This window comes from Streptomyces sp. NBC_00328 (assembly GCF_036139655.1).
Taxonomy (GTDB): Bacteria; Actinomycetota; Actinomycetes; order Streptomycetales; family Streptomycetaceae; genus Streptomyces.
The window spans coordinates 1,350,693-1,374,723 of the sequence record NZ_CP108013.1; the positions used below are offsets into that span (position 1 = coordinate 1,350,693).

1 protein-coding gene is annotated in these 24,031 nt (G+C 74.2%); it reads right to left on the reverse strand.

Going from position 1 to position 24,031, the window contains the following annotated elements; genetic code table 11:
* Window positions 1-3 precede the first annotated feature (3 nt).
* Window positions 4-24,003: a non-ribosomal peptide synthase/polyketide synthase gene (locus OG485_RS05760; protein WP_328664922.1), complete on the reverse strand. Its 24,000-nt coding sequence runs from the start codon at window positions 24,001-24,003 to the stop codon at window positions 4-6.
* Window positions 24,004-24,031: the final 28 nt, after the last annotated feature.

Sequence of the window (24,031 nt, forward strand, 5' to 3'; positions counted from 1 at the left end):
GAATCAGTCCTCCTGGTGGTGGGTTGGGGTGTCACCGGCGACCTCGGCGAGGCGGGCGGCCAGGATCGGTCCGATCTGGGCCAGTGAGCCGGCTTCGGTCATCCGGTTGTGCCGGGTGGTGATCTCGTGCGATTCGATCCGGCCCGCGATGTACGGGCGCCAGGTCGCGGGCCCGGCGTCGTCCCCGTCGCGGTCGATCGTCGAGTTGAACAGCAGCAGGTCGCCGTCGAACCCGACGGGGACGAAGTCGACCGCCAGCCTCGCGTTGTTGATCATGATGTGGACGATGACCTCGATCTGCTGCTCCGTCAGGCCCTGCAGCGCGCTGCCCCGCCGGTTCAGGACCTCGGCGACCTCGGCGTAGGTCAGCTCCCGGTCGCCCAGCTCGTCCGGGTCGACGTCGAGCACACCGACGAGCACGTCCCGCTCGGTGGGCACGGGCATCTCCTCGAACTGCACGTCCTTCACCGGATAGGCGTCGAGGATGGCCAGCAACGCGGTCCGCTCACCGCGCGCCTGCAGTTCACAGGCGACCGCGTGGGCGATCAGCCCGCCGGCCGACCAGCCGAGCAGCAGGTACGGGCCCTCGGGCTGGATCTTGCGGATCTGGTCGGCGTAGTCGGCCGCCATCTCCTCGAAGGACGTCGGCAGGGGTTCGGGCCGGCCCAGGCCGCGCGCCTGGATCGCGTAGACCGGGTGCTGGGGACCGATGTGGTTCAGGAGCCCGCTGTACGACCAGCTGATGCCGCCGCCGGGGTGGATGCAGAACAGCGGCGTAGCGGTCCCGGTCGAACGCAGCGGCAGCACCACGTCCAGCGCGTCGGCGGGGTCGTCCATGACCAGGCGCTCGGTGAGACCGGCCACGGTCGGCGCCTCGAACAGCATGCGCAGGCCGAGCTCAAGGCCGAGGGTCTCGCGGACGCGGGAGGCCAGGCGGGCGGCCAGCAGCGAGTGCCCGCCCAGATCGAAGAAGTTGTCGTCGATGTGCACCTGTTCCCGGCCGAGGACCTCGGCGAAGAGGCCGCACAGCAGCTGCTCCCGCGGCGTCCGGGGGCCGCGTCCGGTGCCCGGCGCCCCGTACTCGGGGGCGGGCAGGGCGGCCCGGTCCAGCTTGCCGTTGGCGGTCAACGGCAGCGTGTCCAGGGTGACGAACGCCGACGGCACCATGTAGTCGGGCAGGTCACGGCGCAGTCGCCCGGAGAGCTCGCCCGCCTCGGGCGCGCCCTCGGGGGCGGGCACCAGGTAGGCCACCAGCCGCTTGTCGCCGGGCCGGTCCTCGCGGGCGACGACGGCCGCCTGGGCGACGCCCGGGCAGCTCGCGAGGATCGCCTCGATCTCGCCGGGCTCGATCCGCAGGCCGCGGAGCTTGACCTGGTGGTCGGTCCGTCCGGCGAACTCCAGTGTGCCCTCGGCCGGCCACCACGCCAGGTCGCCGGTGCGGTACATCCGGCTCCCGGGCGGCCCGTACGGGTCGGCGGTGAAGCGCTCCGCCGTCAGGCCGGGTCGGCCGAGGTAGCCGCGGGCCACGCCCGTCCCCGCGAGGTACAGGTCGCCGACCAGGCCCGTGGGCACCGGCTGCAGGCGGTCGTCGAGGACGTAGGCGCGCATGTTCGCCATCGGCCCGCCGATCGGCACGGTCGCGGCGTTCTCGGGGAGGCTGTGCACCGGGTGGCGGGTGGCCAGGGTCGTGGCCTCGGTGGGCCCGTAGCCGTTGACCACCTCGATGCCGGGGCAGACCTCCAGCACCCGGGCGACGGCGGCCGGGGAGACCACGTCACCACCGGTCCACACCTCGCGGACCCCCGCGAGCAGGGCCGGCCGCTCCTCGGCGACCAGGCGGAACAGGCCGGCCGTCAGCCACAGTCCGGTCACGCCGTGCGTGCTGATCGTGTGCTGGAGCAGGTCGAGGTCGAGCCGCTCGGGCGGTGCGACCACGACCCGGCCGCCATTGAGCAGCGGCACCCACAGCTCGTAGGTCGAGAGGTCGAAGGCGGTCGGGGAGTGCATCAGCACCCGCTCGTGTCCGCCGCCGTGGTACTCGGGGGTGAGCGCGAGGCCCACCACGTCGCGGTGGGTGACGGCCACGCCCTTGGGCCGGCCGGTCGAGCCGGAGGTGTACATCACGTACGCCAACTGCCGCTGGTCGCAGCGTACTTCGATGTCGGACGCGTCGGGCTCGCCCTCGATCGACGCGGTCAGCACGTCCTCGGTGAGCACCAGGGCGGCCCCGGCCTCCCGGAGGATCAGGTCGATCCGGGACTGCGGGAAGCGCGAGTCGAGGGGCGCGTAGGCGCCGCCCGCCTTGATGATCGCCAGGAGTGCCACGACGAGGCCCGCCGAGCGGTCCAGCAGCACCGCGACCGGTGTCTCCGGCCGTACGCCCTGGCGGATCAGTGCCCGTGCGAGGCGGTTGGACCGCTGGTCGAGTTCCCGGTAGGTCAGCTCGGTGGCGCCCGCCACGACGGCCACCGCGTCCGGGGTGGCGCGCACCTGGCGGGCGAACAGCTCCGGCAGCGCGGCCTTGGGCAGCTCGACCGCGGCGCCGGTGGACCGGGACAGCAGCCGGCGGCGTTCCTCGCCCGACATGATGTCGATCCGGCCGATCGGCCGGCCGGGGTCGGCGACCGCCGCGCGCAGCAGCCGTGCCCAGCGCTCGAACAGCAGCTCCACGGTGGCCGGGTCGAACAGGTCGGTGGCGTACTCCACCGCGCCGACCAGGCCGTCGGGGTCGCCGTCGGGGCGGAACTGCTCGGCCAGGCTGAACGTCAGGTCGACCCGCGAGGTCCCGGTGGACGCCTCCAGATGGCCGGTCACCAGGCCCGGCAGGGCGAACTCGCCCACCGGCGCGTTCTGCAGGGCCAGCATGATCTGGAACAGCGGGTGGTGCGACAGCGAACGGGCCGGGTTGACCACCTCGACCAGGTACTCGAACGGCACGTCCTGGTGGTCGTAGGCGGCGAGCGCCTTCTGCCGCACCCGGCCGAGCAGTTCGGCGAAGCCGGGATCGCCGCTCGTGTCGGTGCGCAGCACCAGGGTGTTGACGAAGAAGCCGACGAGGTCGTCCAGCGCCTGGTCGGTACGGCCGGCGATCGGGCTGCCCACGGGGATGTCCGTACCGGCACCGAGCCGGGTGAGCAGCGCGGCGAGGCCGGCCTGGAGCACCATGAACATGCTGGCGCCGCGCTCGGCGGCCAGGTCCCGCAGTGCCTGGTGCAGTTCGGGTTCCAGCCGGACCACGACCCGGCTGCCCCGCTGGGAGGCCACCGGCGGCCTGGGCCGGTCGGCGGGCAGCTGCACCTGCTGCGGAATGCCCGCCAGTTCGTCCTTCCAGTAGGCCAGTTGCCGGGCGAACAGGCTGTCCGGGTCGGCGGTGTCGCCGAGCAGGTCGCGTTGCCAGCAGGTGTAGTCGGCGTACTGCACCGGCAGCGGGGACCACCGCGGCTCCTCGCCACGGCAGCGCGCCGTGTAGGCGGCCGCGAGGTCGCCGGAGAGCGGCCCCATAGACCAGCCGTCGGCGGCGATGTGGTGCACCACGACCAGCAGCACGTGCCGGTCGGGGGCGAGCGCGTACAGCTCCGCCCGGACCGGCGGCTCCGCCGCCAGGTCGAAGCCTCGCCGGGCCGTCCGCGCCAGCCGCCCGGCCAGCCGGCTCTCGTCGAGCTCGACCACCGGCAGCTCCGGGTGCGCCTGTGAAGCGCTCAGCACGACCTGGTACGGCACACCGTCCGTCTCGCGGAAGACCGTCCGCAGGCTCTCGTGCCGGGCGATCACGTCCGCGAGCGCGGCGTGCAGGGCCGGGCGGTCGAGTTCGCCGGTCAGGCTCAGCGCGAGCGGCATGTTGTAGGTGGCGCTCGGGCCGTCCATCCGGTGCAGGAACCACAGGCGGCGTTGGGCGAAGGACAGCGGGACCTTCCCCCAGCCTTCGGCCGGGGGTGCCCCCATGGGTCGCGGCCGGGCGGTCAGCGCGGGCCGGGCCGTGCCGGAGCCGTCGAGGCGGGCCGCCAGTCCGGCCACGGTCGGCGTCTCGAACAGGGTCCGGACCTCGAGCTCCGCGCCGAGGGTCGCCCGGACGCGGGAGGCCAGGCGGGTCGCCAGCAGTGAGTGTCCGCCCAGGTCGAAGAAGCTGTCCTCGACACCGACCTGGGCCAGGCCGAGCACCTCGGCGAACAGCTCGGCGAGGAGCTGTTCCTGCGGGGTCCGCGGCGCCCGCCCGGCTCCGGCCGGGCCCAGGTCGGGCGCGGGCAGCGCGCGGCGGTCGAGCTTGCCGCTGGCCGTCAGCGGCAACGTCTCCAGCGTCACGAACGCCGACGGGATCAGGTAGTCGGGCAGTCGCCCGCGCAGCCATTCGCGGAGTTCGCCGATGAGGGCGCCGGTGCCCCGGCTGCCGGTCGGACAATTGGTCAGCGACGACAGCGGCGTGCCGTCGGTCCGGGCCGACCGGTACGGCTCGGCCGGGGAGCCGTGCTGCGCCCGCGGGCCGGCGAAGACGACGTCCAAGGCATCGGCCACGGTGGCCGACCAGGTGACGCCCACCTGGCAGTCGAACTCCAGCCCGATGGCCCGGAAGTCCTCCGGGTCGGGGAGTTCGCTCTCCTCCGGTCCGTGCAGCCGCTCCAGCAGTTCGGCGAGCGAGCCGTCGCCGTTGTGCACCGCGCGGGAAAGGGCGGCCTCCCGCACCACGCGACGGTTCGGCACTCCGGTGATCCGCAGCACGTCGGCGGGCGGCTGGGCGAGGAGTTCGCGCAGCTCGGCCATTCCCGCGAGCCGGTGTCCCCACTCCAGCTCGACCGTCCGGCCCGGGGCCGCCGGAACGACCGGGGCCTTGTGCAGCGTCACGTCGTAGCGGTAACGGGTCAGTTCGTTGTGGTGACGGCCGCGCTTGACCTCCACGGCCACCGCGCCGATGTCCGTGCCGTGCTCCCGCAGGACGGTGAAGAAGTCCGGGTCGACCAGGAGTTCCTTCTCCACCCTGACGGCCTGCTCCACCGCGCGGCGCACCGCCGCGAGGTCACCGTCGGCACCGGTGCGGTGCAGCTGGACCGCGGTGGCCAGCGGGCGCAGCAGCCGCAGGTTGCGGACGTCGCCGACGAAGAGCGTGCCGCCGGGGGCGAGCAGCCGCATCAGCTTCCCGATCACGTCCGCGAGGTAGTCGGCGGACGGGAAGTACTGCACCACCGAGTTGATCACGACGGTGTCGAACCACCCGGCCGGCAGGCCCTCGGTGTCGTGCGCCGGGCGGGTCTGCAACACGACACGCTCGGCCAGGTCGTCCTGTCGGCCGACCTGCGCGGTCAGCGCGTCGACCGCCGTGGCGGAGAAGTCCGTCGCCCAGTAGGTCTCGCAGTGCGGTGCGATCTGCGAGAGCAGCAGTCCGGTGCCGACACCGACCTCCAGCACCCGGCGGGGGCGCAGGGCCAGGATGCGGGCCACGGTGGCGTCCCGCCACTGACGCATCTGCTCGACCGGGATCGGGCTCGCGTCGTAACTGCTGTTCCAGCCGACGAAGTTCTGGCCGAAGCCGGCTTCCTCGGGGGTGATGGGCAGGGCGTCGTAGATGTCCTGCCACTCGCCCACGTGGTCCGCTTCCAGGCCACTGTCCCGGCCCTCGCCCTGGTGCGGGACGACGTAGCCGACGAGCCGGTCGTCCTGGGCCAGGACGGCGGCCCGGGCGACGGCGGGGTGCTCGGCCAGCGCCGCCTCGACCTCGCCGGGCTCGACCCGGAAGCCGCGCACCTTCACCTGGTCGTCGGCACGGCCGACGTACTCCAGCTCGCCGTCGTTGCGCCGGCGCACCAGGTCTCCGGTGCGGTACATGCGCTCACCGGCCCCGAACGGGCAGGCGACGAACCGCCCGGCCGTCAGGCCCGGCCGGTTCAGGTAGCCGCGCGCCAGTCCCGCACCCGCGACGTACAGCTCCCCCGCCACGCCCGTCGGCACCGGCCGCAGCCGCTCGTCCAGCACGTACACCCGGGTGTTGGCGATCGGACGGCCGATCGGCGGGACGCCCGTCCCCGGGGACAGCGGGGCACTCATGGTCGCGCACACCGTGGTCTCGGTCGGACCGTACGCGTTGATCATCCGGCGTCCGGGCGCCCAGCGGTCCACCAGTTCCGGCGGGCACGCCTCACCCGCCACCACCAGCGTCGGCACCTGCACCGAGCCCTCCGGCACGGCGGCGAGGACGGACGGGGGCACGGTCACGTGGGTGACGGCGAGGTCCCGGTCGGCCAGCGCGGCGACCGGGTCCGCCGTCGGGGGCAGCACCAGGGCCGCGCCGCGCAGCAGGGCGGTGTAGATCTCCGACACCGAGGCGTCGAAGCTGGGCGAGGCGAACTGGAGCACCCGGCTGTCGGGTTCGATCGCGAACCGCTCGATCTGTGCGGCGACCAGGCTCGCGACGCCGCCGTGGCCGACCACGACGCCCTTGGGGCGGCCGGTCGAGCCCGAGGTGTAGATCACGTAGGCGGGGTGCCGGACGTCGAGCGCGACCACGGGATCGGTGTCCGGCCAGGCGGACACCTCGGTCACCAGCGCCGGGTCGTCGACCATCAGGGCCGGCCGGGCGTCGTCCAGCATGTACGCGATCCGCGCCGGCGGGTACGCCGGATCCACGGGCAGGTACGCGGCCCCGGCCTTCAGCACGCCCAGGACGGCCACCACGGACTCCACCGAGCGCGGCAGGGCCACGGCCACGGTCTGCTCCGGCCCGACGCCCCGGGCGATCAGCGCGTGCGCGAACCGGTTCGCCCGGGCGTTCAGCTGCCGGTACGTCAACTCGGCGTCGCCGCACACCAGCGCGAGGGCGTCCGGGGTCGCCGCGACCTGTGCCGCGAACGCCTGCGGCACCGGGACGGCCGCCACCTCGCGGGCGGTCGCGTTGCCCTGCTCCAGCAAACGGTGCCGCTCGTCGGCGTCGAGGAGCTCGATCCGTCCGATCGACCGGTCCGGGTCGGCGGTGACCGCCTCCAGGAGACGCGTCCAGCGCCTGGCGAGCGCCGCGACCGTCGAGCGGTCGAACAGGTCGGTGGCGTACTCCACCGCGCCGACGATCCCCGCCGGACTGCCGTCCGGACCGAACTGTTCGACGAGGCTCACACCGAGGTCGAACTTGGCGGTCCCGGTGGCCACCGCGTAGGTGGCGACGTCCAGGCCGGGCAGGGAGAACCGGCCCATCGGAGCGTTCTGCACCGCCAGGACGGTCTGGAACAGCGGGTGATGGGACAGCGAGCGGGACGGGTTGAGTACCTCCACCAGGTGCTCGAAGGGCACGTCCTGGTGCGCGTACGCCGACAGCGCCGTCTCCCGCACCCGGCCCAGCAGCTCGGCGAAACTCGGATCACCGCTCGTGTCGGTGCGCAGCACCAGCGTGTTCACGAAGAACCCGACCAGCTCGTCCAGCGCCTCGTCGGTACGCCCCGCGATCGGAGACCCGACCGGGATGTCCGTGCCCGCACCCAGCCGCGTGTACAGCGCCGCCAGCGCCGCCTGCAGCACCATGAACAGGCTCGCGCCCGACTTTCGGGCCAACTCCACCAGGGCTGCGTGCAGTTCGGGGCTCAGCTCCAGGCCGACGTGGTCCCCGCGCCAGCCGGCGACGGCCGGCCTCGGCCGGTCGACGGGCAGCTGGAGCAGCTCCGGCAGGTCGGACAGCTGACGCTTCCAGTAGTCGAGCTGCTCGGCGAACCGGCTCTGAGGGTCGGCGGCGTCGCCGAGCAGGTCGCGCTGCCACAGCGTGTAGTCCGCGTACTGCACCGGCAGGACCGGCCACTGCGGCGCGCGCCCCTCGCACCGGGCGGCGTACGCCTCGGCCAGGTCGCGGGCCAGCGGGCCGGTGGACCAGCCGTCCCCGGCGATGTGGTGCATCACCAGCAGCAGCACGTGCTCGTCCGGCGCGAGGACGAACAGCTCCGCCCGCAGTGGCGCTTCGGCCTCCAGGTCGAAGGGCTGTCGTGCGAACTCGGCGAGCCGCTCGAACAGTTCGGCCTCCGACACCTCGGTCAGCCGCGCCCGGGGCCGGGCCTCTGCCGGGTCGAGGACGAGCTGGCAGGGTACGCCGTCGACCTCCGGGAAGACCGTCCGCAGGCTCTCGTGCCGGGCCACCACGTCGGCCAGCGCCTCGTCCAGCGCCGCATGGTCGAGCGTCCCGGTCAGCCGGAGCGCCAACGGGATGTGGTACGTCGCGGCGGTGCCGTCCATGCGGTGCAGGAACCAGAGTCGGCGCTGGGCGAAGGACAGCGGCACCGCCTCCGGCCGCTCGTGCGTGGTCAGCGCCGGGCGGGCGTGGCCGGCCCCGCCCAGCGCCTCGGCCAGGCCGGCCACGGTGGGCGCCTGGAACAGCGCGCGCAGCGCCACCTCCACTCCGAGCACCGAGCGCACCCGCGCGGCCAGCCGGGTGGCGAGCAGGGAGTGCCCGCCCAGGTCGAAGAAGTCGTCGTCGAGCCCGACCCGCGGCACGCCCAGCACCTCGGCGAACAGCTCGCACAGGATCTGCTCCTGCGGCGTGCGCGGCGCCCGCCCGGCCTCGGCCGAGCCGCGATCGGGAGCGGGCAGCGCCGCCCGGTCCAGCTTCCCGCTCGGCGTCAGCGGCAGCATGTCCAGCACCACGAAGACAGCCGGTACCAGGTAGTCGGGCAGCCGGTCCCGCAGGTACGCCGCCAGCTCCGCCGGACGTACGACCGTGCCGGGACGGGCCGCGACGTAGCCGATGAGCCGGTCGTCCCGGGCGAGCACGGCGGCCTGGGCGACGGCGGGGTGCTCGGCCAGCGCCGCCTCGACCTCCCCGGGCTCGACCCGGAAGCCGCGCACCTTCACCTGGTCGTCGGCACGGCCGACGTACTCCAGCTCGCCGTCGTTGCGCCGGCGCACCACGTCCCCGGTGCGGTACATGCGCTCACCGGCCCCGAACGGGCAGGCGACGAACCGCCCGGCCGTCAGCCCGGGCCGGTTCAGGTACCCGCGCGCCAGACCGGGGCCGGCGACGTACAACTCCCCCGCCACCCCCGGCGGCACGATGCGCAGCCGCTCGTCGAGGACGTACACCCGGAAGCCCGCGACCGATCGGCCGATCGGCGGTACACCGCGCCCCGGGGACAGCGGGTCGCTCATGGTCGCGCACACCGTCGTCTCCGTCGGACCGTACGCGTTGATCATCCGCCGGCCCGGCGCCCACCGGGTCACCAGCTCCGGCGTGCAGGCCTCACCGGCCACCACCAGGGTGGTGGCCGTGAGGTCGGAGCTCTCCAACGCGGCCAGCGCCGAGGGCGGAAGCGTCACGTGGGTGACGTCGAGCCGGCGGTCCGTCAGGGCCTCCAGCGGGGCCTCGGCCGGGGCCAGGACGAGGGCGGCACCGGTGAGCAGGGCGCCGCACAGGTCCCAGAACGACGCGTCGAAGCTGGGCGAGGCGAACTGGAGCACCCGGCTGCCCGGCGCCACGCCGAGCCGGTCGACCTGCGCCGCCACCAGGCCCGACACGCCGGTGTGGCTCACCATGACGCCCTTCGGGCGGCCGGTCGAGCCCGAGGTGTAGATCACGTAGGCCAGGTGCCGGGCGTCCACCACGACATCCGGATCGGTCTCCGGCAGACCGGAAGCCTCGGTCACCAGTGCCGGATCGTCGACCACCACGGCCGGCCGCGCGTCGTCCAGCATGAACGCGATCCGTGCCGCCGGGTACCCCGGATCCACCGGCAGGTACGCGGCCCCGGCCTTCAGCACGCCCAGGACCGCCACCACCGACTCCACCGACCGCGGCAACGCCACCGCCACGACCTGCTCCGGACTGACGCCCCGGGCGATCAGCGTGTGCGCGAACCGGTTCGCCCGAGCGTCGAGTTGACGGTACGTCACCTCGACATCACCGCAGACGAGCGCGACCGCGTCCGGCGTCGCCGTCACCTGCGCCGTGAACAGCTCCGGCAGGCTCCCCCCGGCCGCCCCGTCCTGGACGGCGGGCAGCAGCTCACGGCGCTCCTCGGCGGACAGCAGGTCGATCCCGCCGATCGGCCGGTCGGGCGCGGCGGCGACCGCGGCCAGCAGCCTGGTCCACCGGGCGACCAGGGCCTCGACCGTCGAGCGGTCGAACAGGTCGGTGCTGTACTCGACCGCACCGCCGATCCCGGCCGGCGCGCCGTCGGGCCCGTGCTCCTCCGCGAACCCGAAGGTCAGGTCGAGCCGCGCGGTCCCGGTGAGTACGGTCACCCCGGAGACCTGGAGACCCGGCAGCTCGAAGTCGCCGCCCGGCGCGTTCTGCACGACAAGACCGGTCTGGAACAGCGGGTGGTGCGACAGCGAGCGGGACGGGTTCAGCGCCTCCACCAGGTGCTCGAAGGGCACGTCCTGGTGCGCGTACGCCGACAGCGCCGTCTCCCGCACCCGGCCCAGCAGCTCGGCGAAACTCGGATCACCGCTGGTGTCGGTGCGCAGCACCAGCGTGTTGATGAAGAACCCGACCAGCTCGTCCAGCGCCTCGTCGGTACGCCCCGCGATCGGAGACCCGACCGGGATGTCCGTGCCCGCGCCCAGCCGCGTGTACAGCGCCGCCAACGCCGCCTGCAGCACCATGAACAGGGTGGCACCCGAACTTCGGGCCAACTCCACCAGTGCCGCGTGCAGTTCGGCGTCGATCCGGAGTTCCAGCAGGTCGCCGCCGTACGACATGGTGGCCGGGCGCGGTCGGTCGGCAGGCAGCTGAAGCTGCTCGGGCAGCCCGGCCAGCGCCTCGGTCCAGTAGGTGACCTGGCGGGCGAACACGCTGTCCGTGTCGTGCTCGTCGCCGAGGATCTCGTGCTGCCACAGGGTGTAGTCGCCGTAGGTGACCGGCAGCGGCGGCCATGCCGGAGCCCCGCCACCCTGCCGGGTGGTGTAGGCGGTGGCCAGGTCACGGGCCAGCGGGCCCATGGACCAGCCGTCCCCGACGATGTGGTGCATCACCAGCAGCAGCACGTGCTCGTCCGGGGCGAGCGCGAACAGCTCCGCCCGCAGCGGTACTTCCGAGGTCAGGTCGAACGCCCGTACCGCCGCCTCGCGCAGCAGGGCGGGCACCTCCGCCTCGCCGGCCGCGCGTACGGTCAGCGGGACGGCGGCCTCGCCGGCGTCCAGCACCCGCTGGTACGGGACTCCGGCGGTGTGCGGGAAGACCGTGCGCAGGGTCTCGTGCCGGGCCACCACGTCCGCGAGCGCGGCGCTCAGCGCTGCCCGGTCGAGGTCGCCGGACAGCCGCAGGGCGAGCGGCATGTGGTAGGTCGCGCTCGGCGCCCCGAACTGCTGGAGGAACCAGAGCCGGCGCTGGGCGAACGACAGCGGCATCGGATCGCGGCGGGGCCGGGGTACCAGGGCCTGCCGCGCGGTGCCGGCGTCGTGCAGCCCGGCCGCGATCCCGGCGGGTGTCGGCGCCCGGAACAGGCTGCGCAGTTCCAGCTCGACCCCGAGGGTCGCCCGCACCCGCGAGACCAGCCGGGTGGCGAGCAGGGAGTGCCCGCCCAGGTCGAAGAAGCCGTCGTCGACCCCGACCCGCGGCACGCCCAGCACCTCGGCGAACAGCTCGCACAGGATCTGCTCCTGCGGCGTGCGCGGCGCCCGGCCGCCGGCGGCCGGGCCCGGCTCGGGCGCGGGCAGCGCCGCCCGGTCCAGCTTCCCGTTCGGCGTCAGCGGCAGCGCGTCGAGCAGGACGAACGCGGACGGCACCAGGTGGTCCGGCACCCGGTCGCGCAGGTACGCCGCCAGCGCCGCCGCGGTCGCCCCGGCCCCGGCCGGCGGGACGACGTACGCGACGAGCCGGTCCTCCCGGGCGAGCACCGCGACCTGGGCGACACCCGGGTGCGCGGCCAGCTCGGCCTCGATCTCGCCCGGCTCGACCCGGAACCCGCGGATCTTCACCTGGTGGTCCACCCGGCCCGCGAACTCCAGCTCGCCGTGGGCCTGCCAGCGGACCAGGTCACCGGTTCGGTACATCAGCGCGCCGGCCGGACCGTACGGGTTGGCGACGAACCGCGTGGCGGTGAGCCCGGGCCGGTTCAGGTAGCCGCGGGCGAGTCCCGCCCCGGCGAGGTACAGCTCACCCAGCACGCCGGGGGCGACCGGTCGCAGCGCCGAATCCAGCACGTATGCCTGGCAGTTGGCGATCGGGCGGCCGATCGGCACCGGCAGCGGGCAGTCGGCGGGGTCGGCCGGCAACGGGTAGGCGGTGATCACATGGGTCTCGGCGGGCCCGTAGTGGTTGTGCAGCTCCCGGCCCGGCCGGCGGGTCTGGAAGCGGCGCACGGCACCGCCCAGACGCATCGCCTCACCGGCCTGGGCGACCAGCCGCAGGCCGGGCAGTTCCAGCCCGGCCTCCTCGGCGGCCTCGGCCAGCGCCTCGACCACCAGGTTGGGCGCGAACAGCTCCTCGACCCCGTGCCGGTCCAGCCAGCGGGCGAACAGCTCGGCGCTGCGGCGCTGCTCCTCGGTCGGCACCACGAGGGTCTTGCCGTACAGCAGCGCGGAGAGCGTCTCCTGCACCGAGACGTCGAAACTGATCGCGGTGAACTGCGCGGTACGCGTGCCGAGTTCGCCGCCGACGGACCTGTGGTGCCACGCCAGCAGGTTCAGCAGCCCGGCGGCGGGCATCACCACGGCCTTGGGCCGGCCGGTGGAGCCCGAGGTGTAGATGACGTAGGCCGGGTGCCGCGGGTCCACGGCGACTGCCGGATCGTGCTCCGGCAGGTCCCCGTCCGGTGTGACGGCCGCGAGGTCGTCGAGCACCACGGCAGGCCGGGCGTCGTCCAGCATGTACGCGATGCGGGCGGCCGGATAGTCCGGATCGACCGGCAGGTACGCCGCACCCGTCTTGAGGACCGCGAGGACGGCGACCACCAGCTCGGTCGACCTCGGCAGCCGCAGGGCGACGACCTGCTCCGGCCCCACCCCGCGCGCGATCAGCGCGTGCGCCAGGCGGTTGGCCCTTCGGTTCAGCTCCCGGTAGGCCAGCACGGTGTCCTCGAACACCACCGCCGGAGCCTCCGGGGTCGCCCGGACCTGCGCCTCGAACAGAGCGGGCAGGCCGGCATCGGGAGCCGGGCAGGCGGTGTCGTTGCGTACGACCAGCAGCTCGTGCCGTTCCTCGGCGGTGAGGACGTCGATCCGGCTCAGCGGCCGGTCCGGTTCGGCGACCACCGACGCCAGCAGACGCAGCCAGCGGGCGACCAGTGCCTCCACCGTGGCGGGGTCGAAGAGGTCGGTGCTGTACTCGACCCGCCCGACGATGCCCTCGGCCGGCCCGCCGGTGCCGTCGCGCTCCAGCAGGTGGAAGCCGAGGTCGAACATCGCCGTCGGCGTCCGCACCAGGACGATCTCAGCGGCCAGACCGTCCAGCGCGAACTCGGTGCGGGGCACGTTCTGCAGCGCGAGCAGCACCTGGAACAGCGGCTGACGGGCGAGCGACCGGGACGGGTTGAGGGCCTCGACGACGTGCTCGAACGGCAGGTCCTGGTGCGCGTACGCGGCCAGCGCGCCCTCGCGGACCCGGCCGAGGAGCTCGGCGAAGCTCGGGTCGCCACCGGTGTCCGTGCGGAGCACCAGGGTGTTGACGAAGAATCCGACGAGGTCGTCCAGGGCCTCGTCGGTCCGGCCCGCGATCAGGCTGCCGACCGGGATGTCCGTTCCCGCGCCGAGCTTGTCCAGCAGCGATGCCAGGGCGGCCTGCAGCACCATGTACACGCTGGCGCCGTGCTCCCGGCCCAGCCGGATCAGCCCGGCGTGCAGTTCGGCGTCCAGTTCGATCGCGAGGTGGCCGCCGGAGTGGGAGGGGGTCGCGGGGCGAGGGCGGTCGGCAGGGAGCCGGATCTGCTCCGGCAGGTTGGCCAACTGCTCGGTCCAGTAGGCCTGCTGGCGGGCGAACAGGCTGTCCTGGTCGGCCGGGTCGCCGAGCAGCTCCTGCTGCCACAGGGTGTAGTCGGCGTACTGCACCGGCAGCGGTGCCCACCCCGGTTCCTCGCCCTGGCGGCGTGCCGCGTACGCGGTGGCCAGGTCGGCGGCCAGCGGGCCCAGCGACCAGCCGTCACCGGCGATGTGGTGCATCACCAGGAGCAGCACGTGCTCATCCGCCGAAACCTCGAACACCTCGGCGCGCAGCGGCGGTTCGGCCGCGAGGTCGAATCCGCGCGCCGCGGCCCCCGCCAGCAGTTCCGGCAGGACCGTCTCGTCGGCCGTGGTGACCGACAGCCTCGGGCACGCCTCCGCGGCGGCCAGCACCTGCTGGTGGGGCACTCCGTCCACGGCCGGGAAGACCGTGCGCAGGGTTTCGTGCCGGTCGACGACGTCGCCCAGCGCCGCCTCCAGGGCCGCCAGGTCCAGTGGCCCCGAGAGCCGCCACGCGAGCGGCATGTTGTAGACCGAGTCGGCGCCCTCCAGCTGGCGCAGGAACCACAGCCTCCGCTGAGCGGACGACAGCGGCACCATCCCCCGGCCTTCGGCCGGGGGTGCCCCCACGGGCCGCTCCGCCCTCCTCAGGGCGAGCCGGGCCCGGTCCGCGCCGCCCAGCCCGGCGGCCAGCCCGGCCACCGTCGGGGTCTGGAACAGGGTGCGCAGCGCCAGTTCCACGCCCAGGGCCGCACGGATCCGGGCCACCAACCGGGTGGCCAGCAGGGAGTGCCCGCCGAGGTCGAAGAAGTCGTCGTCGACACCGACCCGAGGCAGGCCCAGCACCTCTGCGAACAGCCCGGCCAGCACGTGTTCCTGAGGAGTGCGCGGGGCCCGGCCGGCCCGCGACCCCCCGTACTCGGGCTCGGGCAGGGCGCGCCGGTCCAGCTTGCCGCTGGCGTTCAGCGGCAGCACGTCGAGGGCGACGAACGCGGCCGGCACCATGTAGTCGGGCAGCCGCTCGCGCAGGTGCGCCCGCAGGTCCTCCGGCCGGAGCTCCGCCCCGGTGGCGGGCACCAGGTAGGCGGCCAGGCGGGTGTCCCCCGCCCGGTCCTGCCGGACGGTCACGGCGGCCTGCGCGACCTGCGGGTGTTCCGCCAGCGCCGCCTCGATCTCGCCGAGCTCGATCCGGAATCCCCGGAGCTTGACCTGGTCGTCGATGCGGCCGAGGAACTCCAGGTTCCCGTCCGGTCCCCACCGCGCCAGGTCACCGGTGCGGTACATCCGCGAACCGCCGGGACCGAACGGGTCCGCCACGAACCGTCCCGCGGTCAGGCCCGGCCGGTTCAGGTAGCCGCGCGCCAGCCCCGCACCGGCGATGTACAGCTCACCCGGCACACCCGCGGGAACCGGCTGCAACGCGGCGTCGAGCACGTGCAACCGGACACCGCCGAGCGGGCGGCCGATCACCTGGCGCGGGCTCGACTCCAGCGGTGCGACGGTCGAGTCCACCGTGCACTCGGCCGGCCCGTAGTAGTTCAGGGCGAACACCCCGTCGGCCGCCCGCAACCGTTCCCACAGTTGCTCCGGAACGGTCTCCCCGCCCAGCCCGACCAGCGACGGACGCCACCGCGGGTTGTCCAACAGGCCGTGGTCGACGAGGACTTGCAGGTAGGACGGGGTACCGCCGACCGTGTCCAGCCCGGCCCGCGCCGCGTACTCGAGGTAGGCGTCCGGGTCGGTCCAGGTCGCCTCGTCCAGGACGTGCAGCTCGTGGCCGGCGTACAGGGCGAACATCTGGTCGCAGGAGGCGTCGAACGACACCGACGTGGTCAGCCCCATCCGCACCCGCTCCCCCGTCCGGAAGACCAGCGGACACTGGTTGGCGAACAGGTTGGACAGGCCACCGTGCGTCGCCACCACGCCCTTGGGCCTGCCGGTGGAACCGGAGGTGTAGATGACGTAGGCCGGATGGCCAGGGTCGACGGCCACCGCAGGGTCCGTCGACGGGCACCCCACCACCAGCGCGGTCGTCTCCGGGTCGTCGGCCACCAGCCATCCGGCGGGACCGGTGTCCGGCAGCCGGCCCCGGGTGCGGGTGTCGGTCACCACCAGGACCGGTCGGGTGTCGTCGAGCATGTACGCGATCCGCGCGGCCGGGTACTCCGGATCGACCGGAACGTACGCGGCGCCGGTCTTCAGCACCGCGAGGATCGTCACCACCAGCTGGGCCGAGCGCGGCAGCGCCACCGCCACCAGCCGCTCCGGCCCCGCACCCCGCGCGATCAGGGCGTGCGCCAGCCGGTTCGCCCGCGCGTCCAACTCCGCGTAGGTCAGCGATGCTTCCGGCCCCACCAGCGCGACGGCGTCCGGAGTCGCACGCACCTGAGCCCGGAAGAGCTCCGGCAGGCTCTCGGTGAAGGCCTGGGCCGCCGGGCCGGTGCCCAGCGCCGTCAGCTCACCGTGCTCCCCGTCGGTGAGCAGGCCGAACCGGCTGAGCCGCCGCTGCGGGTCGGCGACCACGGCGCGGAGCAGCCGCTCCCACCGCTCGATCATCGTCTCGACGGTGGCCGGGTCGTACAGGTCGCCGGTGTACTCGACGGACCCGTCGATCCCCTCCGGGGAGCCGTCCTGCGCGTGCCGCTCGGACAGGGTGAAGATCAGGTCGAGCTTGGCGGTGGTCGACGTCGACGGCATCTCGCCGACGCGCAGCCCGGACGGCGCGAAGTCGGCCCGGGGCGCGTTCTGCAGCACCAGCATGACCTGGAACAGCGGGTGGTGCGCCAGCGACCGGACCGGGTTGAGGGCCTCGACCAGGTACTCGAACGGAAGGTCCTGGTGCGCGTACCCGGCCAGCGCGGTCTCCCGGACCCGGCCCAGCAGTTCGGCGAACGTCGGATCGCCCGAGGTGTCGGTACGGAACACCAGGGTGTTGACGAAGTAGCCGACCAGCTCGTCCTGCGCCTGGTCGGTACGGCCCGCGACCGGGCTGCCGACGGGGATGTCGTCGCCCGCGCCGAGCTTGCTCAGCAGCACCGCAAGACCGGCCTGGAGCACCATGAACAGACTGGTGCCGTGGGCGCGGGCGAGTTCGCGCAGCCCGCGGTGCAGCTCGGCGTCCAGCCCGGCACGCACGGAACCGCCCCGGTGCGAGGCGACCGCCGGGCGGGGCCGGTCGCCGGGCAGCTGGAGCTGCTCGGGCAGATCGGCCAGCTGCCGGGTCCAGTAGGCCGCCTGGCGGGCGAACAGGCTGTCCCCGTCGGCCGCGTCGCCGAGCAGCTCGTGCTGCCACAGGGTGTAGTCGGCGTACTGGACCGGCAGCTCCTCCCACTGCGGCGCCTCGCCGCGGCGGCGCGCCGCGTAGGCGGTGGTCAGGCCCTGCGCGAGCGGGCCCAGCGACCAGCCGTCACCCGCGATGTGGTGGAGGACCACCTGGAACACGTGCTCGTCCGCCGCCAGCTCGAACAGCCCGGCACGCAGGGGCACATCGGCCGCCAGGTCGAACCGACGGGCCTTCGCTTCCGCCATGACGTCCGGCAGCCCGGACTCGGTGGTCCGGCTGACGAGCAGCCGCGGGCGGGATGCCTCGACGTCCAGCACCTGCTGGTACGGCACTCCGTCGACCGCCGGGAAGACGGTGCGCAGGCTCTCGTGCCGCTCGACCACATCCGCCACGGCGGACTCCAGGGCGCGCCGGTCCAGATCCCCGGACAGCCGCCAGGCCAGGGAGATGTGGTAGTTCGCGCCGGCGCCCTCCAACTGGTGCAGGAACCACAGCCGCCGCTGCGCGAACGACAGCGGGATCGCCTCGGGGCGTTCGCGCCGTGCCAGGGCGGTCTGCGCCGGTCCGGCCGCCACCAGGGCGGCGGCCAGGCCGGCCGGGGTCGGCGCCTCGAACAGGGTGCGCAGCGGCATTTCCACGCCGAGCGTCGCGCGGATCCGGGCGGCCAGGCGGGTGGCCAGCAGCGAGTGCCCGCCCAGGTCGAAGAAGCCGTCCTCGACGCCGGCCGACGCCACGCCCAGCACCTCGGCGAACAGCTCGCACAGGACCTGCTCCTGCGGGGTGCGCGGCGCGCGGGCGGTTGCCGTCGGGGCGAGGTCGGGGGCGGGCAGGGCCCGGTGGTCCAGCTTGCCGTTGGCGGTCAGCGGCAGCGTGTCCAGCACGACGAACGCCGACGGCACCATGTGTTCCGGCAACCGCTCGCACAGGTGCCCACGCAGATCGGCCGGACTCGGTACGGCGCCCGCGGCCTGCACCAGGTACGCGACCAGCCGGGTGTCGTCGGCCCGGTCCTGCCGGGCCAGGACGGCGACCTGGGCGACGCCGGGGTGCTCGGCCAGCGCCGCCTCGATCTCGCCGAGCTCGATCCGGAAGCCGCGCACCTTCACCTGCTGGTCGGCCCGGCCGACGTAGTGCAGGCTGTTGTCCGCCGCGCGGCGCACCACGTCGCCACTGCGGTACATCCGCGATCCCGGCGGTCCGAACGGGTCGGCCACGAAGCGCCCGGCGGTCAGGCCGGGCCGGTTCAGGTAACCGCGCGCCGGCCCTGGACCCGCGACGTACAGCTCGCCGGGCACGCCCGGGGGCACCGGCCGCAGGTGGGCGTCCAGCACGTACGTCCGCAGGTCCGGAAGGGCCGTGCCGATCCCGCCGACGGCGCCGACGGCGCCGCCGGACCGGTCGAGCGCCGCATACGTGACGTGCACCGTGGTCTCGGTGATGCCGTACATGTTGACCAGCAGCGGCGCGTCGTCCGGGTGCCGCTCGTACCAGCTCGCCAGCCGGGCGTGCTCCAGCGCCTCACCGCCGAACACCACCGTGCGCAGCGCGAGCGGGCGGCCGGTCTCCGGGGCCTCCGCGTCCGCCTGCATCAGCTGGTAGAACGCGGACGGCGTCTGGTTGAGCACGGTCACCCGCTCGCGGGCGAGGAGCTCCAGGAAGCGGCCGGGCGAGCGGCTGGTCTCGTGGTCCACGACCACCAGACGGCCGCCGTGCAGCAGCGGGCCCCACAGCTCCCACACCGAGAAGTCGAAGGCGTAGGAGTGGAAGAGCGTCCAGACGTCCGCTGCGGAGAAGCCGAACAGCTTCTCGGTCGTGCCGAACAGCCGCACCACGTTCCGGTGCGTGACCACCACGCCCTTGGGGTTGCCGGTGGACCCGGAGGTGTAGATGACGTAGGCGGGGTGGCCCGGGTCGAGGGAGACCTCCGGGTCGGTGTCCGGCAGCCCGTCCAGGTCGGCGGTGTCCAGCAGCAGCCGGTCCACCGGGTCCGCGCCCGGCAGGTCGCCGGTCCGGCTGGTGGTCACGAGGAGCGCGGGCCGGGCGTCCTGGAGCAGGTAGGCGATCCGGGCGGCCGGGTACTGCGGGTCCACCGGCAGGTAGGCGCCGCCCGCCTTCAGCACGGCGAGCACCGCCACGACCTGCTCCGCCGAGCGCGGCAGGGCCAGCGCCACGCGCTGCTCCGGCCCCACCCCCCGGTCGATCAGGGCGTGCGCGAGCCGGTTCGCGCGGGCGTTCAACTCGCCGTACGTCAGGGTGACTTCGCCGTCGGTGAGGGCGACGGCGGCCGGGTTCGCCCGTACCTGTCGCTCGAACAGCGCGGTCAGGCTGCTCTCCGACGGCCCCTCGCTCCGGTCGGTGCGTGCCGGGAACAGCGCGCGGAGCTCGTCGGCGGACAGCACGTCCACCTGGCCGATCCGCCGGCCGGGGTCGGCGACGACGGCGCACAGCAGTCGCAGCCACCGCTCGACGATCCCGGTCACGGTGGCCTCGTCGAACAGGTCGGTGCTGTACTCCACCACGCCCGACAGGCCGTCCTCGCCCGGCTGTTCGGCCAGGATGAAGGTCAGGTCGCACTTGGCCGTCCCGGTGTGGACCAGGTCGGTCGCCACCCGCAGTCCCGGCAGGTCGAACGTGCCGAGCGGCGCGTTCTGCAGGGCGAGCATGGTCTGGAACAGCGGGTGGTGCGCCAGCGTCCGGGTCGGGTTGAGCGCCTCCACCAGGTGCTCGAAGGGCACGTCCTGGTGCGCGTACGCGGCCAGCGCGCCGGCCCGCACCCTGCCCAGCAGTTCGGTGAACGACGGGTCGCCGGAGAGGTCGGTGCGCAGCACCAGGGTGTTGACGAAGAAGCCGACCAGGTCGTCCACGGCCTCGTCGGTGCGTCCGGCGATCGGCGTGCCCACGGGTACGTCGGTGCCCGCGCCCAGCTTGCCCAGCAGGGCGGCCAGCCCGGCCTGGAGCACCATGAAGAGGCTGGCCCCGCCGTCCCGGGCGAGCACGCGCAGGCCCTGGTGCAGCTCGGCGTCGATCCGCACCGGCAGGTGGGCGCCCCGGTAGGACATCGCCGCCGGCCGGGGCCGGTCGAACGGCAGCTCGACCTGCTCGGGAAGGTCCGTCAACTGATGCCGCCAGTAGGCGAGTTGACTGTTCAGCAGACTGCCCGGGTCCGCGCCGTCGCCCAGCAGTTCCCGCTGCCAGAGGGCGTAGTCGGCGTACTGGACCGGCAGCGGCGACCACTCAGGCTTCGCCCCCTCGGCACGGGCCGCGTAGGCGCTCGTCAGATCCCGCAGGAGCGGCCCCGTCGACCAGCCGTCACCGGCGATGTGGTGCACCACCAGCAGCAGCACGTGCTCCTCGGCGCCGAGCCCGAACAGTTCGGCGCGCAGCGGCGACTCCTCGGAGAGCTCGAAGCCGTGCCGGGCCGCCTCCGCCAGCCGCTCCGGCAGGTCACGCTCGCCCACTTCGGTCACCCGCAGCCGCGGCCGTGCCGCGCCCGGGTCCAGCACCCGCTGGCAGGGCACGCCGTCGAGCACCGGGAAGACGGTGCGCAGGCTCTCGTGCCGTTCGACCACGTCCGCCAGGGCGGCTTCCAGGGCCCGCTGGTCCAGGTTCCCGGACAGCCGCAGCGCCAGCGGGATGTTGTACGTGGCGCTCGGGCCCTCCATGCGGTGCAGGAACCACAGCCGGCGCTGCGCGAAGGACAGCGGAACCGTCTCGGGCCGCTCGCACCGCCGCAGGGCCGGCCGCGCCCGGCCCGCGACGTCCACCGCCGCCGCCAGTTCCGCGACCGTCGGCGCGTCGAACAGGTCGCCGAGCCGCAGCTCCACGCCGAGGATCGAGCGGACCCGGGCGACCAGTCGGGTGGCCAGCAGGGAGTGCCCGCCGAGGTCGAAGAAGCTGTCGTCCAGCCCGGGCTCGGACACCCCGAGCACCTCGGCGAACAGCCCGACGAGCAGGTGTTCGGTCGCGGTGCGCGGTGCCCGGCCCGGCGCGGCGGGCGCTCGCTCGGGCGCCGGGAGGGCCCGCCGGTCGAGCTTGCCGTTCGGGGTCAGCGGCAGCGCGTCCAGCAGCACGTACGCGGTCGGCACCAGCTGCCGGGGCAGCCGGTCCCGCAGGTGGTCGCGCAGGGCGGTGTCGGTCACGGTGGCGCCGGGCTCGGGCACCGCGTAGGCGACCAGCCGGGATTCCCCCTCGGTGCGCACCGTCACGGCGGCCCGGGCGACCTGCGGGTGCTCGGCGAGGACGGCCTCGATCTCGCCGAGCTCGACCCGGAAGCCGCGGATCTTGACCTGGTCGTCGGTGCGGCCGAGGAACTCCAGGTTCCCGGCCTCGTCCCAGCGCACCAGGTCCCCGGTGCGGTACATCCTCGACCCGCTCGGCCCGGACGGGTCGGCGACGAACCGCCCGGCGGTCAGCCCCGGCCGGTCGAGGTAGCCGCGGGCCAGCCCCGCGCCCGCGATGTACAGCTCACCCGCCGCACCGGTCGGCAGCGGCCGCAGGGCGCTGTCGAGCACGTACAGCCGGGCGTTGGTGACGGGCCGGCCGATCACCGGGCGTGCGTTCGAACCCAGCTGTGCGACCACCGAGTTGACGGTGCATTCGGACGGCCCGTAGAGGTTGAGGCAGGATGCCCCCTCCGCCGCCCGCAGCTGCTCCCACAGCCGCTCCGGGACGGCCTCGCCGCCCACCGCGACCAGTGCCGGGCGCCGCTGCGGATCGCTCAACAGCCCGTGGGAGAGGAGCACTTGGAGATAGGACGGGGTGGCTTCGATGTAGTCCAGTCCGCAACGCGCCGCGTAACCGACGAAGGCGTCGGGGTCGGTCCAGGTCGCGTGCTCCAGGACGTGCAGCTCGTGGCCCCCGAACAGGGCGAGCAACTGGTTCCAGGAGGCGTCGAAGGACACCGAGGTGGTCAGCGCCACCCGCAGCCGCTGCCGCGCCTTCAGCACCGGCGCGAAGTGCACCTGCCGGAGGTCGGCGAGCAGGTCGAGCAGGCCGCCGTGGGTCGGCAGCACGCCCTTGGGCCTGCCGGTGGAACCGGAGGTGTAGATGACGTACGCCGGGTGACCCGGGTCGACGGCCACCATCGGGTCGGCCGCCGGGCAGTCCGCCACCAGGGCGGCCGTCTCAGGGGCGTCGAGCACCAGCCGGTCGACAGGACCGCTGTCCGGCAGGCGGTCCCCGCTGCGGGAGTCGGTGACCACCAGCGTCGGCCGCGCGTCGTCGAGCAGGTACGCGATCCGGGCGGCCGGGTACTCGGGGTCGACCGGAACGTACGCCGCGCCGGTCTTCAGCACCGCGAGGATCGCCACCACCAGCTCCGCCGAGCGCGGCAGCGCCACCGCCACCAGCCGCTCCGGCCCCGCACCCCGCGCGATCAGGGCGTGCGCCAGCCGGTTCGCCCGCGCGTCCAGTTCCGCGTAGGTCAGCGAGACGTCGCCGCACACCAGCGCGACCAGCTCCGGAGTCGCCCGGACGTGCTCCCGGAACAGCTCCGGCAGGCTCGCGGCCGGGGCCGGCGCCACCGGCCCGGCGCCGAGCACCGCCAGCTCGCGGCGCTCCTCGGCGGTGAGCAGTTCGATCCGCCCCACCGGCTCGTCCGGGTCGCAGTCCGCGACGGCGTCGAACAGGGCGAGCAGCCGCTGCTGGTGCGCGGCGAGGTCGTCGTCGCCGTACGCTTCCGGCGAGCCGTGCAGCCGGAGCAGCGGCGGGTTGCCGTCCCGGTAGTCGAAGACCCAGACGGCGAGGTCGGTGGTCGACCCGGACACGAAGTGGTGCACGGAGGCCGGGTGCCCGGCGAAGCTCGGCCTGGAGTTGAAGGCCATGATGTTGACGATCAGCGGGAACGCCGTCCCGATACTGCCGGGGGCGCCTAGGTCCCGCAGCAGGTCCTCGCTGCGGTAGCGCTCGTGCGCGACGGCCGTCTCGACCTCCCGCGCCGCCTGGGCGACGAGTTCGCGCCACGGCATGTCCGGCCGCACCGTCAGCCGCAGCGGCACCACGTTGGACGTCGTGCCCGGCACCGCCGTCAGGTCGCGGTCGGCGCCCCGACGGGCGGTGACGGGCAGGGCGAGCACCACGTCCTGGTTGCCGGTCAGCCGGTGGGCGTAGAGCGCCGTCGCCGCGACCACCAGCCGGGACCACCGGACGCCGGAACGTCCGGCCGCCGCCCGCAGGGCGTCCGGGCGGCGCAGTTCCCGCTCCTCGGCCAGCCGGAGGGCGCGGTGCGGGTCGGTCGCGGAGGCGTCGGTGAGCCGGGTCGGGGCGGGCAGGTCGGCGAAGCGCCCGGTCCAGTAGGCGCGGTCGGCGGCGAAGTCGGTGGAGGCGCGGTAGGCGGCGTCGCTGTCGACCAGGTCCCGCAGCGAGCCGAACGGGCAGGGCGGCACGGCGCCGCCCTCGGCCAGTGCCGAGTACACCTCGCCGACCCGCTGCCGGAGCATGGAGCTGCTGATCGCGTCCAGCACCACGTGGTGGTAGTTCAGGTACCAGAGGTACTCCGTCGGCGACGCCTTGATCAGCGCGTGGCCGAACAGCGGGTCACGGGCGAGGTCCAGCGGGCGCAGCAGGTCCCGCTCCATCCATTCCACGGCCGCCGCCCGGGGGTCGGGCTCCCCGCTGAGGTCGAGGTGGGCCGGAGCCCAGTCCCAGCTCTCCCTGAGGACCTGGCGCGGGCCCTCGCCGCCGTCGACGAAGGTCACGTGCAGGGCGTCGGCCTCGCCGACCACCCGGCGCAGCGCGGTCTCGAACAGCTCCCGGTCCACCGGCCCGTGGATCTCCAGGCACTCGCCGACGCGGTAGCCCGGGATCGGCGTCCGGGAACTCTGCTCGGCAAGCCAGATCTCGCGCTGGGCCGCTGTCAGGGGAAGGGAGGCGCCGTCGGGACGGGGCATGGGGGGATACCTCCGGGAGTGGGACAGA